Consider the following 12,529-nt stretch of genomic DNA (forward strand, 5'->3'; position numbering starts at 1 on the left):
ATGAGCCGCAAGCCCGACAGCGCGAACCTGTGGCGAACCTTCGCCGCCCCCCTGCTGATCCTGGGGGCGAGTCTCGTCGGACTGGTCGCCGCCCTGGTGGCCAATGGCCCGGGGGACTGGATCTCCTGGTTCGCTCTGAGCGCCCCGCTTGTTGCGGTGGTCTGGGGCCGTCTGCGCCGCGCGCGTTAGGCTTCGGCCGGGAAGACCCGCGCCAGGTCAGGAGCGATACGTACCGTCACCGTCTGACCCGTTTCCGGAACGGCGCCAGCGACATGGGCATGGGCCTGCTGGCCGTCTGCCTTCAGCTGCACCTCGTGATAGCCGCCGCCGAACCGCACCTGAGCCACATGCGCCGGCGCGCCTGCCTCGGCGAGGCGCAAGCCCTCCGGGCGCACCATGACCACGGCCGGCCCATCGGCGCAGCTGGTCGCCGGAACAGTTCCGAACGGGGTGTGAGCCAGGCCGGCGCGCACCTGACCGGGGATCAGATTGACCTCGCCCAGCAGGCGGGCGGCGTCGGGCGAGACGGGATCGAGATAGCAGGCCCGCGGGGCGCCCGCCTGGATGATGCGGCCGCCATGCATCAGCACCAGATCATCGGCCATCAGCAGGGCCTCTCGGGCGTCGTGGGTCACCACCAGCACGGTGGCGCCGGCCGCACGCAGGGCCTCGGTGAGCGACAGGCGGACCTCACCCTTCAGATGAGCGTCGAGACCGGAAAAGGGTTCGTCCAGCAACAGGATCTGCGGCGCGCGGGCCAGCGCCCGGGCCAGGGCCACCCGCTGCTGCTCGCCGCCGGACAGGGCGTGGGGCCAGGCCCCGCCCCGCGTCCCCAGCTGGACGGCCTCAAGCATGGCCTGGGCGCGGTCCCGGCGCTGACGCCCCGGCAGCTTCCGCAGGCCGAAGGCGACGTTCTGCAGGGCCGTCATGTGAGGGAACAGGGCATAGTCCTGGAAGACCAGGCCAATGCCGCGATCCTCCGGCGCCACGGCGCCGCCAGCCCAGGACAGCCTGCGCCCGTCGGCTTCAATCTCGCCGGTGTCGGGGACTTCAAGACCCGCGATCAGGCGCAGCAGGGTGCTCTTCCCGCAGCCCGACGGCCCGAGCAGGCAGGTGATCTTCCCCCGGCGCAGGGTCAGGTCGGCGGCGGCCACCGCCGTGCGCGACCCATAGGCCTTGGACACTCCTTGAGCGGTCAGGGCGACTGTCTCGCTCATGCAGGCGCTCCTGGGCGAGAGGCGGCGATCTTGCGGGTCAGCCAGATCACCGCCGGAAGCGCGATCAGGACAATCAGCAGGGCTGGCCAGCCGGCCTGGGCTAGGCGCTCATCCCGGGCGTAGTTGTCGGCGATCACCGCCAGGGTGTCGAAGTTGAACGGCCGCAGGATCAGGGTCGCCGGCAGCTCTTTCAGAATGTCGATGAACACCACCAGCCCCGCGGTCAGCAGGGCGCCGCGGGCGATGGGCAGTTGTACGCTCCAGGCGGCGCCTGAGGGGCTGCGGCCGAGGGTGCGGGCGGCCTGCACCATGGAAGGCGTGACCCGGGAGAGGCCCGCATCGATGGGCTCCAGAGCGGCGGCCATCAATCGGGCGGCATAGGCGTAGATCAACATGATGAGGCCCGCCCCGAACCCTTGTGCGGCGCCTGGCGCCAGCCGCCAGACGAAGGCCGCCGGGACCAGCAGGCCGATGGCCATGACCGCGCCCGGCGTCGCATAGCCCAGGCTGGCCAGTCTCGCCAGATGCGGAACCCGGGCCGCGCCCAGCGCCAGGGCGGTGGCCAGGGCCACGGTGACAACGGCCCCGGCGGCGGCCAGGGTCAGAGAATTGCCCCCAGCCTCGATCAGGCGGGGCCAGTCTGGGCTGACTGGCAGGAAGGCGATCACCAGCCAGGCGGCCGGCAGCAGCAGACCGAGGGTGATCAGGGTCAGGCAGAACAATCCAGCCATCAGCCCGGCGGGCCGAGACAGCGTCGTCACCGGCAAGGGTCGCCAGCGGGCGTTGGCGCTCTCATAGCCCCGGCCGCCCCGTCCCCAGCGCTCGATCCACAGCAGCAGGGCCGCGGCGCCCAGCAGCGGCAGGGCGAACTGCGCCGCCGAGGTCAGGGAGCCGAACACGAACCAGGCCCGCACCACGCCGGTGGTCAGCGTCTGGACGCTGAGGAACTGGACGGCGCCATAGTCGGCCAGGGTCTCCATCACCGCCAGCGCCACTCCGGCCGCCAGGGCCGGACGGGCGAGCGGCATGGCCACCCGCAGGAAGGCCTGGGCCGGGGTGCAGCCCAGGGCGCGAGCAGCCTCCAGAGCGTGGGCCGACTGGTTCACGAAGGCCGCGCGCATGGCGAGATAGACGTAAGGGTAGAAGGCGCAGGTGAGGACGAAGGCCGCCCCGGGAATGGTCCGCATCTCGAACGGAAGGTCAAAGCCCAGGGCCGCGCGCATCCACATCCGCAGGTCGCCGGCCACGTCGAACAGGTCGGCATAGGCATAGGCCACCGCAAAGGCCGGCGCAGCCAGCGGCAGGGCGAGCGCCCAGGCGAAGATGTCGCGGCCGGGAAAGCGGTGCATCACCACCAGCCAGGCGGCCAGGGAGCCCAAGGCGCCTGTCGCCACAGCCACCAACGCCGCCAGGACCGCCGACGTGGCGGCGTAGCGGGCGATGTCCCGCGCCGGAATGGCGGCGGTTTCTCCGGTCAGGGCGGCGGCGACTACCCCCGCCAGGGGCAGGATGGCGACCACCGCCGCCAGCCCGGCCAGCAGGCTGAGCAGTCCAGGCCGGCGCAGGCCTCGCCGCGTCAGGGCCGGCGCGTTTATCGCCAGCCCGCCGCGGTCATCAGGGCCTGGGCCTCAGCCTGGCGAGGCCCATAGGTCGCCACCGCCATAGGGTGGGCGGCGAAGTCGGCATAGGCGGCGGTGGGTTCAGGGGCGGCGACCCCAGGGCTGGCGGGATACTCGCCATTCTCCTGCGAGACCAGGGTCTGGGCCTCCGGCGAAGCCAGGAACTCCAGGAGCCGGATGGCCGCCTCGCGGTGGGGGGCGTTGGCCGTCACCCCGGCGCCGGAGACGTTCACATGCGCCCCCTGACCGTCCAGCGACGGGAAGGCCAGCTTGACCTTCTCGGTGACCGCGCGGTCGCCCGCGTCATCGCCGGCGGCCATGCGGATGTAATAATAGCTGTTGGTCAGCGCGATCTGGCAGACGCCCGCGGCCACGGCGCGGATCTGGTCCCGGTCGCCGCCTTCCGGCTGGCGGGCGAGGTTGGCCACGATCCCGCGGGCCCATTGGGCGGTCTTTTCCGGCCCCCAGGCCTCGATCAGGGCGCCGACCAGGGAGAGGTTATAGATGTTGTCCGAGGAGCGGACACAGAGCTGGCCGCGGAACCGCGGACTGGCGATGTCCTCATAGGAGGCGATCTCTTCGGGGCGCACCTTGGCCGCGTCATAGGCCACCACGCGCGCCCGGCGCTGGAAGCCGAACCACCGCCCCTCCGGCTCACGGAGGTTCTCCGGAATGGCCGTGTTCAGCGCCTCAGACTGAACCGGCGCCAGCAGGCCGGCCTCCTGCGCGCGCCACAGGGCGCCGGCGTCAGCCGCGACGAAGACATCGGCAGGGCTTGCGGCGCCCTCGCTCTGCATGCGCGCGATCAGCTGCGGCGCGGAGCCTTCGATGATGTTGACCTTGATGCCCGTCGCCCCGGTGAACTGCTCATAGAGCTTCTGGTCCACGTCATAATGGCGGGCGCTGTAGACATTCACTTCGCCGCCGGCGGCGGCGGTGTCAGCGGCGGGCTCCGTGGCCGGGCTGCAGGCGGCGAGCGACAGGGCGGCGGCGAAGCCGGCGAAGACGGTCAGGCGTGGGGTCACGGGCATGGCTCCTCTGATCGACCCCAGACTTAGAGACATTGAGAACCCGTCGCAATGACTCGTAACTCTTGGCCCTCGTGCGGCGGCGGAATCTGTCCTAGTGGGCTGGTATAGCCCTGGAGCGCCTGGATGAATCCTGACGAAGCACCACAGGCGCCCCAACGGGTTCGCTTCTCCGAGGCTCTGCGGGTCTGGGCCCGGATCGCCGCCCTCTCCTTCGGCGGCCCGGCCGGCCAGATCGCGGTGATGCACAGGATCCTGGTGGAGGAGAAGCGCTGGCTCGGCGAGCAGAGATTCCTGCACGCGCTGAACTACTGCATGCTGTTGCCAGGCCCCGAGGCTCAGCAGCTGACCATCTATATCGGCTGGCTGATGCACCGGACGTTGGGCGGGCTGGCGGCTGGTCTCTTGTTCATTCTGCCGGGCTTTCTGGCGATCATGGGCCTGAGCATCCTCTACTTCATGCTTGGGGATGTCGGACCGGTGGCGGCGATCTTCTTCGGGCTGAAGGCGGCCGTCCTGGTGATCGTCGTCCAGGCGATGCTGAGGATCGGCGGGCGCGCCCTGCGCAATGGCACGCTGACAGCCGTGGCGGCGGCGGCCTTCATCGCCATCGCCGTGTTCGGCGCGCCTTTCCCGCTGATCATCCTCGCTGCTGGGCTGTTCGGGTTCTTCGGCGCCCGGGCCGGACTTCCAGCCTTTTCGATCAGCGCAGGGCATGGAAGCGCCGCCAGCACGGATGTGGCCGATAGCGAGACAGTGCTGGGAGACACCAATCCCGACCACACCCAGCCTAACCTCGCCTGGGCGCTGCGGATCTCCGGGGTGATCCTGATTCTCTGGCTAGCGCCGGTCTTGACCCTCGGCCTGACCTTGGGATGGGACAACACCTTCACCCAGATCGCCGTCTTCTTCAGCAAGATGGCCGTGGTCACCTTTGGCGGCGCCTATGCGGTCCTGGCCTATGTGGCTCAGGAAGCCGTGCAGACCTATGGCTGGCTGCGCCCCGGCGAGATGCTGGACGGTCTGGCCCTGGCCGAGACCACGCCCGGTCCCCTCATCATGGTCACCCAGTTCGTGGGGTTTCTGGGGGCCGCGCGGGGCGCGACGGGACTGGATCCCCTGTGGGCCGGCGTCCTGGGCGGCGTGTTGACCACCTGGGTGACCTTCACCCCCTGCTTCCTCTGGATCTTCCTGGGCGCGCCGTTCGTGGAGGCTCTGCGGGGCGCCCGCGCGCTCAACGCCGCACTGGGGGCGATCACGGCGGCGGTGGTGGGGGTGATCCTGAACCTCGCCCTCTGGTTCGCCCTGCATGTGATGTTCGATGAGGTCAGGGAGATCGGCGGCGCCTGGCTCGCCCTGCAAGTTCCGGTCCTTGGCTCCCTCAACCTGGCCAGCCTGCTCCTGACCCTGGCGGCCGCAGTCGCGGCCTTTGGCCTCAAGGTCGGCGTCATCCCCCTGTTGATCGGGTGCTCCGCCGCCGGCCTCGCCCTTCATGCGGCGGGCCTTCTGGGGTGAGACGTTCAGTGCAATTGCACCAAAAGCCGCCGGCCTGCTAGGATCAGCCATCATGGCAAATCCCCATCCCCCTTCCAGCCTCAGCGCCGGCCTGCGCTGCCGCTGTCCCAATTGCGGCCAGGGCAAGTTGTTCAAGGGTTACCTGACCCTGGCCGAAGGCTGCGACCAGTGCGGTCTGGACTACAGCTTCGCCGACCCGGCCGATGGCCCGGCCTTCTTCGTGATGACCGGCGTAGGGATCGTGGTCACCACGCTTTGGGCCATCTGGGCCGTGATGGCCCAGCCCCCGATCTGGGCGCAGATGGCCGTGGCCTTCCCGGCCATGATCGGCGGGTGCCTGGGCAGCCTGCGGCCGGTCAAGGCCTGGTTGGTGGCTGAGCAGTTCGTTCACAAGGCCGGCGACGCCGAGTTTGTCAGCCTCGGCAAGCATGGCGAGGGCGGCTTCACCTGGGATCGCCGCAAGGCGTCGGGCGGCTAAAACACCGCGCACCATTAACCTGCTGTTTGGCAAAGCGCGCCACGGCTCTCCCCATGGGGAGAGATGATGTGACCTTGGAAGACCGGTTCAAGTCGGCGGTGCGCCGCGCCTATGGCGCCGCCGGCGTCCGACTGCAGGAACATCACGCCGACTCCCTGGCCAGCGTCTATGCCAACTGGGCTCGGGGCGCCGACGAGAGCGTGGTGGCCCGCGTCGAACGCGCCCTGGCGGCCTCCCTCGGGGTCAGGACCTGAGGCGTAGGCGTATCCTCAGCGGTCGCCGCGATCGCCTTGTCCGGGCTTAGCCTTAGTCTTGGCGTCCTGGCGCTGATCTGCGGCCAGCGAGCGGCCCACATCGACGACGGACTTGAACTTCCCTTCCTCATCTCGGCGGACATAGCGCTTGTCTCCGGCGGTCGGCTCGATCAGCTCTCGCTTGCTGGTCATGGCAGGTCTCCTTCCTGCCAGACGAATCCTCAAGGCGCCGGCGAAGTTCCCGCCCGCCCCGGCGTCGCCAGGATTTCCACTTCGCCGGCATAGCCCATGGCCCGGACCGCAGCGATCTGAGCCTCGATCTCCGGAACCGGCAGGGCGGTGGGCCGGCTGAACATGTAGATCTTCTCGAAGCCCGGCTCTGCGGAGATGAACCACTGGCCGTCCGGAGCATGGGCGATCACCCGGTAGGTGATGCTGGGGCGGAAGGGCCCAAAGCGGTAGCGGACCGAGAGCTCGGCGTTCTGGCCTGGATCCTGGATTTCGCCCACGCCGGAGATGGCCCGCTCCCGCCCTTCGGCCCCGCCCTGGCGGCAGGCGTCGGTGACGGCGATCTCGCCCCGCTCGGTCCGGCCATAGGTGGTGGTGGCGTACTCGCAGCCCCGGGTCAGGCGGGTCGGAGTCCTGGCCTGCTCGTACCAGACGCCGGCATAGAAATTGTCGAGAGCCAGCGGGCCTGCGGTGGGCGGATCAGCGGCATGGCTGACGGCCGCGCCCCCAAGAAGGATGAGGCCAGCGGTGGCGGCGACGATGGAGATAGACGGCACAGGAAGGGGCTCCTTCAGATCGGGGGGCACAGCAGATACGGCGCTGTGGCCGCCCCGGCTTCACCCCTGGCGGTCAGCCGTCCTCTCCGGCGGCTCTGCGCCGACCAGATTGAGATATCGCAGGATCAACTGCACCAACTCGTCCTCCAAGCGCTCACGATCCAGGTTGTGGGGTTCGCTCACTGCGGCGCTCACCACGCCTAGAACAGCGCGGGTCAGAACAAAGGCCGCTTCGTCTGAAAGGGACTGCCGAAGCGCGAGGTCGCGGCCAAGTCCTGCGGTGAATGCTTTAACCTCTCGCATCAGATCGGCGCGGGCCACATAGCGCAGCAGCAGCGGAAACGCCGCTTGGCGGTTGGCGGGCGCGTCCCAGAAGGTGCGGAGGATCGTCCGCACGACAGACCTCGCCCGGTAGCCCCCCGGAGAGGCGGCAAAGGCCCGGGAGACGCTTTGGAGAAGCTCGGAAACCTCTTGCCGAGCCATGGCCTTGAGCAGTTCATCCTTGTTGCAGAAGTACTGGTAGAGGGTGCCAATACTGACACCTGCCCGTTCGGCCACCGCAGTGGTGCTGAGGCGCTCCGCTCCGTCCCGTTCCAGAACCTGAAAGCCAGCCTCGACCAGGGTCGCCACGGTCGCGGCCGCCCGCCGTTGCGTCGGCTTTTTCCTCGTAAAAACAGCGCCCTCGGGCATGGCTGCGACTTCCCTCGCCCAGACTCCAAATGCGAATGCAAACCTGAGATTTACTCAGTTAGCCTTCAGCCTCTGCCACCACAAGGGTCGTTCAATGTCCTCCATCCTGTTGCCTATCGTCGGGGTTCTGGTCTTGGTCGCCATTGCCGAGGGCGTGATATGGAGCTGGCGCCGAAGGGACTATGACTGGCGGGCCTTCGGGGTCTCCATGTTCGATCTGGCCGGTACAATTCTTATGCGCTTTGTTGCGCCTGTCGGCTTGGCGGCGCCCCTGCTGGCCCTGGCTTATGAGCACAGAGTCTTCGATCTTGGCCTCGACCGGCTGTGGCAGTTTCCCCTGCTCTTCCTCGGTCAGGAGTTCTGTTACTACTGGTTCCATCGGGCTAGCCACCGTGTCCGCTGGTTCTGGGCGACCCATGCGGTGCATCACTCCCCCGAACAGATCTGTTTCGCCGCCGCCTTCCGTCTCGGAATCACGAGCCGGATTGCGGGATCCACGGTGTTCTATGTGCCCCTGGCCTTCCTGGGCTTCGATCCGGGGGTGGTGCTGTTCAGCCTGACCCTCAACCTGCTCTACCAGTTCTGGATTCACTCTGAGACGATCCCGCGGCTGGGGCCGCTGGAGTGGGTGCTGAACACGCCATCGCACCACCGGGTGCACCATGCCCGCAACCTGTCCTATCTGGACGCCAACTATGGGGGCGTTCTGATCATCTTTGACCGACTGTTCGGGACCTTCGTGCCCGAGCGGAACGAGGAGCCCTGCGACTATGGCCTTGTCACCCCCATGCGCTCCTACAACCCCTTCTATGTCGAGTTCCATGGATGGATCGGACTGCTCAAGGACCTTCGCAAAGCGCGCTCCCTGAAGACGGTGGCCGGCTATCTCTTCGCGCCACCTGGCTGGGCGCCTGGCGGGGGGGCCACGACTGAAGACCTTCGTCGGCAAGCTGGGACGGCGGTCCCCACGGGGGCCTCCACCCATCCGCCCCCCCTCGCTACGGCAGTGGATGCGTGAGGCGCGTCAAAGGGCTAAAGAGGGCGGGATGCTGCGGATTTCCGAACTCAAGCTGCCCCTCGACCACACGCGCGAGGCCCTGCCCGCCGCCATCGCCGCTCGGCTGGGGGTGACCGAGGCCGACCTCACGACCTGGTCGGTGTGGAAGCGGGCCCATGACGCCCGGCGCAAGTCGGCCATCCTCAAGGTCTATATCGTTGACGTTGAGGTGCGGAACGAAGACGCAGTGCGGACCCACATCGCCGATGACCCGCACATCCGCCCGACGCCGGACACCGCCTACCGCCATGTGGCCAAGGCGCCCCCGCCTGGACGCCTGCGTCCCGTGGTCATCGGCGCGGGGCCCTGCGGCCTGTTCGCCGGCCTGATCCTGGCCGAGATGGGCTTCCGTCCCATCATCCTCGACCGCGGCAAGGTGGTGCGGGAGCGGACCAAGGACACCTGGGGCCTCTGGCGGCGCAGCGAGCTGAACCCAGAGTCCAACGTCCAGTATGGCGAGGGCGGGGCCGGCACCTTTTCCGACGGCAAGCTCTACAGTCAGATCAAGGATCCACGCTTCCTGGGCCGCAAGGTGCTGACCGAGTTCGTCGCCGCCGGCGCCCCGCCTGAGATCCTCACCGAGGCCCATCCCCATATCGGCACCTTCCGCCTGGTGACCATGGTGGAGTCCCTACGGGCCAAGATCGAGGCCCTGGGCGGGGAGTACCGCTTTCAGCACCGGGTGACCGATTTCGAGTTCGACCGCGGGCCGGACGGCGGACGGCGCATGCGCGGCCTCCACCTGCATACGGGCGAGTTCCTGGAGGCCGACCAGGTGGTCCTGGCCATCGGCCACTCTTCGCGGGACACCTTCCAGGCGCTGTACGACCAGGGCGTCCACGTCGAGGCCAAGCCCTTCTCCATCGGCTTCCGGATCGAGCATCCGCAGTCCTGGATCGACCAGGCGATGTTCGGCCCCTGCGCCGGCCATCCGGACCTGGGGGCGGCGGCTTATTCGCTGTCGCATCCCTGCGCCAACGGCCGCACGGTCTACAGCTTCTGCATGTGTCCGGGGGGCACGGTGGTGGCGGCGGCCTCGGAGCCTGGCCGGCTGGTCACCAACGGTATGAGCCAGTACTCGCGCAATGAGCGCAACGCCAATGCCGGCTTCGTGGTCGGGATCTCGCCGGCTGACTATCCCAGCGATCATCCTCTGGCGGGCATCGAGCTTCAGCGCGAGCTGGAGGCCCGGGCCTTCGTCGCCGGAGGCCGGGACTATTTCGCGCCCGGCCAGCGGCTGGCCGACTTCATGGCCGGCCAGGCTTCGACCGAACTGGGGCCGGTAATCCCCAGCTATCGCCCCGGCGTTCGGCCGACCGATCTCGCGCCGCTGATGCCCGACTATGTGATCGAGGCGATGCGCGAGGCCCTGCCAGTCTTTGGCCGCAAGATCCCCCGCTATGACGACCCTGACGCCCTGCTGACCGGGGTCGAGACCCGCACCTCTTCCCCCGTCCGGATCACCCGGAGCGCCGACTTCCAAAGCCTGAACGTGCGCGGCCTCTACCCGGCGGGCGAAGGCGCCGGCTATGCCGGCGGCATCTTCTCGGCCGCCGTCGACGGCATCAAGGTGGCCGAGGCCATCGCGCGCGCGGTAGCCAGCGACGACGTCGCCGCCTGACCCCCCTCCCGAGCGGCCGGTATCCAACGCGCCCACTCCGTGACGGCCGTTCCGCCTGCCGGAACGCTGTTCCGGGAATTGGAATTCTTCTCCCCGGTATGCCATAGTTGGCCTCGGGAAGAGGACTCAGACGCCAATCATGGACCGGGCGGTCGCGCGCAGCTTTGCCTTGCTGGAATGCCTCGTCCGAGCCGGCGAGCCGCTCCGCCTGGCCGACATCTGCCAGCAGGTAGACCTGCAGAAGAGTACGGCCCACCGGATCCTGCGCACGCTGGGCGAGCTGGGCTATGCCGATCAGGACAGCGCCGGCCGCTACCAGGCCACCCTGCGCGCCTGGGAGCTTGGGGCGGGCCTGATCGCCGACCACCCCATCAAGCGTGCTGCGACCGGTTTCCTGCAGGGACTGCATCGCACGACAGGCGAGACGGTCAGCCTGACCCTGCTCTCAGGCGACGACGTCCTCTATCTGGACAAGATCATCGCGCCGCGCCCGGTGCGCTTCAGAACCCGCATCGGCAGCCGGGCGCCCGCGGCGCTGACCGCCGGCGGCAAGGCGATCCTGGCGGCGCGCCCTGACGGTGAGGACATCCTCGCCCGCACCGCGGCACGCCAGCCCCTGGATGTGGCGGCGCTCAAGGCCGAACTCCACGAGGCGCGTCGGGCGGGATATGCCCGCTCCGGCTACAGCCCAGGGGTCACCAGCATCGGGGTCGCCATCGCCGTGGGCGCCGCGCCGGCCCAGGCGGCCCTGTCGGTCTCAGCCCCCACCGATCGCCTGACGGCCAAACCCCTCAACACCGTCATCGACGCGCTGCTGGAGACCGGGGCGCGGATGGCCGAATCCCTGGATTCACGATGAGCGGCGCCGAGACCCCTTTCGATGCGTCCATCCCGGTGAGCGCAACGCTGTCGGCCTATGTCGCCGGCGTCCTGGCGGCTGAGCCTTCGGCGGAGTATCGCGAGCTTGGCCGACTGCATGTGCTGGACACCCTGGCCGCCATGGTCGCCTGCCGCGACCTGGAGCCCGCCGTCCTGGCGCGGGCCTACGCCCTTGGACTGAGCGGCGGCGGCGGCGGGCCGAACGCCGCGACGATCCTTGGGACCTCAGACAAGGCAAGCCTTGTGGACGCCACCTTCGCCAGCGCCATGACCGGCCATGCCGCCGAGATCAACGACTTCATCCCGTCGGCCTTTGTTCAGCCGGGACCGCCGGTCCTGGCCGCCGCCCTGGCGGTGGCGGAGACCCGCGGCGCCACCGGCGGGGAACTGCTGCGCGCGGTCATGGCCGGCTATGAGCTGGCCGGCCGGATGCCCAAGGCCCTGGGGGTGGGGAACCTCCGGCGCGCCGGGATCGCCAATCACGGGATCGGACCCCTGTTTGGGGCGGCGACGGCCGCGGCGGTCCTGCTGCGCCTTCCGGCGGAGACGATCGAGCACGTCTGGACCTACTGCGCCCAGCAGGCCTCGGGGTCCTGGCAGTGGTTGCTGGATGTGGAGCACATCGAAAAGGCGTTCGTCTTCGCCGGCATGGGCGCGCGGGACGGGCTGCACGCCGCCCTGATGGCGCAGGCGGGGTTCCGGGGCGTCCGGGGCGCCCTGGACCACCCCGGTGGCTGGATGCGCTCGGCCCTGTTCCGCGACGGGGATGGGGACCGCGCCTATCTGATCGACGAGCTTGGAACGCGGTCGGAACTGCCGCTGACCGCCTTCAAGCGCTTTCCGGTCGGCGGACCAACCCAGCCGGCCGTGGAGGCGCTGCTCGCCCTCCTGCCGCGGATCGACTCCTCCCAGGTGCGGGCGGTGCGGATCGAGATGCCCGGCCGCTGGGAGGCGTTCCGCGATGCGGCCATGCCGGCGCTCAACCTGCGCTACCTGGCCGCCATCATCCTGATCGACCGCCGCCTCGACTTCGTCGCCGCCCAGAGCCTGGCCCGGATGGCGCAGGACCCGCAGGTGAGCGACCTGATGCGCCGGGTGGAAATCGTCCACGACCCGGACCAGGAGGCCGCCCCGGGCGAGCCGCGCACCGAGTCGGCCCGGGTGATCGTCCAGCTGACCGATGGCCGTAAGGAAACCGCCTATGTGCCCCACGTCCTGGGCTTCCCCTCTCATCCCATGAGCCCGGCCGATGTGGAGGCCAAGGCCATGGACCTCATGACACCGGCCCTGGGTGAGGCCCCCGCCGAGGCGGTGGTCGCCGCCGTACGCGGCCTCGAAGACCTGACCGACAGCCGCACCCTGATCGACCTGATCCGCCGCTAGAGC

14 protein-coding genes are annotated in these 12,529 nt (G+C 69.1%); 8 read left to right on the forward strand and 6 right to left on the reverse strand.

Annotated elements, in window-relative coordinates; translation table 11 throughout:
- A complete protein-coding gene (locus Q8N19_RS07270) occupies window positions 1-189 on the forward strand; it encodes a hypothetical protein (RefSeq protein ID WP_305589154.1) in 189 nt (62 codons plus the stop codon).
- Here the strand turns inward: Q8N19_RS07270 and Q8N19_RS07275 are convergent.
- The 3 genes from Q8N19_RS07275 to Q8N19_RS07285 form a co-directional block, all read right to left on the reverse strand.
- Window positions 186-1,217 (reverse strand): ABC transporter ATP-binding protein, encoded by a 1,032-nt coding sequence (locus tag Q8N19_RS07275; RefSeq protein WP_305589168.1) that lies wholly within the window; start codon window positions 1,215-1,217, stop codon window positions 186-188. The genes Q8N19_RS07270 and Q8N19_RS07275 overlap by 4 nt on opposite strands.
- Complete coding sequence (locus tag Q8N19_RS07280) at window positions 1,214-2,737, reverse strand: iron ABC transporter permease (protein WP_305589174.1); 1,524 nt, start codon at window positions 2,735-2,737, stop codon at window positions 1,214-1,216. The genes Q8N19_RS07275 and Q8N19_RS07280 overlap by 4 nt, the downstream gene beginning before the upstream one ends.
- Before the next feature lie 71 nt (window positions 2,738-2,808).
- A complete protein-coding gene (locus Q8N19_RS07285) occupies window positions 2,809-3,861 on the reverse strand; it encodes an extracellular solute-binding protein (protein ID WP_305589175.1) in 1,053 nt (350 codons plus the stop codon).
- A 129-nt stretch (window positions 3,862-3,990) separates the two neighbouring features.
- Between Q8N19_RS07285 and chrA the strand changes: the two genes are divergently transcribed.
- From chrA to Q8N19_RS07300, 3 genes are all read left to right on the forward strand, one after another.
- On the forward strand, window positions 3,991-5,379 hold the full coding sequence (chrA, locus tag Q8N19_RS07290; RefSeq protein WP_305589176.1) for a chromate efflux transporter: 1,389 nt from the start codon (window positions 3,991-3,993) through the stop codon (window positions 5,377-5,379).
- Window positions 5,380-5,431: 52 nt separating this feature from the next.
- Window positions 5,432-5,857, forward strand: a complete 426-nt coding sequence (locus Q8N19_RS07295) for a DUF983 domain-containing protein (RefSeq protein ID WP_305589178.1) — start codon at window positions 5,432-5,434, stop codon at window positions 5,855-5,857.
- A 68-nt stretch (window positions 5,858-5,925) separates the two neighbouring features.
- Window positions 5,926-6,111, forward strand: coding sequence for a hypothetical protein (locus Q8N19_RS07300; RefSeq protein WP_305589179.1), 186 nt, complete (start codon window positions 5,926-5,928; stop codon window positions 6,109-6,111).
- A 15-nt stretch (window positions 6,112-6,126) separates the two neighbouring features.
- Here Q8N19_RS07300 and Q8N19_RS07305 read toward each other — a convergent pair whose 3' ends face one another.
- The 3 genes from Q8N19_RS07305 to Q8N19_RS07315 are packed head-to-tail and all read right to left on the reverse strand — an operon-like array spanning window position 6,127 to window position 7,586.
- Window positions 6,127-6,303, reverse strand: coding sequence for a hypothetical protein (locus tag Q8N19_RS07305; protein WP_305589186.1), 177 nt, complete (start codon window positions 6,301-6,303; stop codon window positions 6,127-6,129).
- Between the two features lie 29 nt (window positions 6,304-6,332).
- The gene (locus tag Q8N19_RS07310; protein WP_305589191.1) at window positions 6,333-6,896 is read right to left on the reverse strand and encodes a lipocalin family protein; all 564 of its coding nucleotides are present in this window, start codon (window positions 6,894-6,896) and stop codon (window positions 6,333-6,335) included.
- Between the two features lie 60 nt (window positions 6,897-6,956).
- Window positions 6,957-7,586: a TetR/AcrR family transcriptional regulator gene (locus Q8N19_RS07315; RefSeq protein WP_305589193.1), complete on the reverse strand. Its 630-nt coding sequence runs from the start codon at window positions 7,584-7,586 to the stop codon at window positions 6,957-6,959.
- 94 nt (window positions 7,587-7,680) lie between these two features.
- On the opposite strand from Q8N19_RS07315, the gene Q8N19_RS07320 reads away from it, so the two are divergent.
- From Q8N19_RS07320 to Q8N19_RS07335, 4 genes are all read left to right on the forward strand, one after another.
- Window positions 7,681-8,604, forward strand: a complete 924-nt coding sequence (locus Q8N19_RS07320; protein ID WP_305589195.1) for a sterol desaturase family protein — start codon at window positions 7,681-7,683, stop codon at window positions 8,602-8,604.
- A 28-nt stretch (window positions 8,605-8,632) separates the two neighbouring features.
- Window positions 8,633-10,264, forward strand: a complete 1,632-nt coding sequence (locus Q8N19_RS07325; RefSeq protein WP_305589197.1) for an NAD(P)/FAD-dependent oxidoreductase — start codon at window positions 8,633-8,635, stop codon at window positions 10,262-10,264.
- Window positions 10,265-10,403: 139 nt separating this feature from the next.
- Window positions 10,404-11,123 carry an IclR family transcriptional regulator gene (locus Q8N19_RS07330; RefSeq protein ID WP_305589198.1) on the forward strand — a complete coding sequence of 240 codons (720 nt, stop codon included), beginning with the start codon at window positions 10,404-10,406 and terminating at the stop codon, window positions 11,121-11,123.
- Window positions 11,120-12,526 (forward strand): MmgE/PrpD family protein, encoded by a 1,407-nt coding sequence (locus tag Q8N19_RS07335; protein ID WP_305589200.1) that lies wholly within the window; start codon window positions 11,120-11,122, stop codon window positions 12,524-12,526. Before Q8N19_RS07330 ends, Q8N19_RS07335 begins: the two co-directional genes overlap by 4 nt.
- Window positions 12,527-12,529: the final 3 nt, after the last annotated feature.

Source organism: Phenylobacterium sp. (assembly GCF_030693405.1).
In the GTDB taxonomy this organism is placed as follows: Bacteria; Pseudomonadota; Alphaproteobacteria; order Caulobacterales; family Caulobacteraceae; genus Phenylobacterium.

What these genes read in the sequence shown, in the direction of transcription:
- Q8N19_RS07325 (WP_305589197.1), top strand. Translation starts at nt 8,633, where the DNA reads ATGCTGCGGATTTCCGAACTCAAGCTGCCCCTCGACCACACGCGCGAG.
- Q8N19_RS07275 (WP_305589168.1), bottom strand. Translation starts at nt 1,217, where the DNA reads ATGAGCGAGACAGTCGCCCTGACCGCTCAAGGAGTGTCCAAGGCCTAT.
- Q8N19_RS07295 (WP_305589178.1), top strand. Translation starts at nt 5,432, where the DNA reads ATGGCAAATCCCCATCCCCCTTCCAGCCTCAGCGCCGGCCTGCGCTGC.
- Q8N19_RS07315 (WP_305589193.1), bottom strand. Translation starts at nt 7,586, where the DNA reads ATGCCCGAGGGCGCTGTTTTTACGAGGAAAAAGCCGACGCAACGGCGG.
- chrA (WP_305589176.1), top strand. Translation starts at nt 3,991, where the DNA reads ATGAATCCTGACGAAGCACCACAGGCGCCCCAACGGGTTCGCTTCTCC.
- Q8N19_RS07330 (WP_305589198.1), top strand. Translation starts at nt 10,404, where the DNA reads ATGGACCGGGCGGTCGCGCGCAGCTTTGCCTTGCTGGAATGCCTCGTC.
- Q8N19_RS07270 (WP_305589154.1), top strand. Translation starts at nt 1, where the DNA reads ATGAGCCGCAAGCCCGACAGCGCGAACCTGTGGCGAACCTTCGCCGCC.
- Q8N19_RS07320 (WP_305589195.1), top strand. Translation starts at nt 7,681, where the DNA reads ATGTCCTCCATCCTGTTGCCTATCGTCGGGGTTCTGGTCTTGGTCGCC.
- Q8N19_RS07335 (WP_305589200.1), top strand. Translation starts at nt 11,120, where the DNA reads ATGAGCGGCGCCGAGACCCCTTTCGATGCGTCCATCCCGGTGAGCGCA.
- Q8N19_RS07305 (WP_305589186.1), bottom strand. Translation starts at nt 6,303, where the DNA reads ATGACCAGCAAGCGAGAGCTGATCGAGCCGACCGCCGGAGACAAGCGC.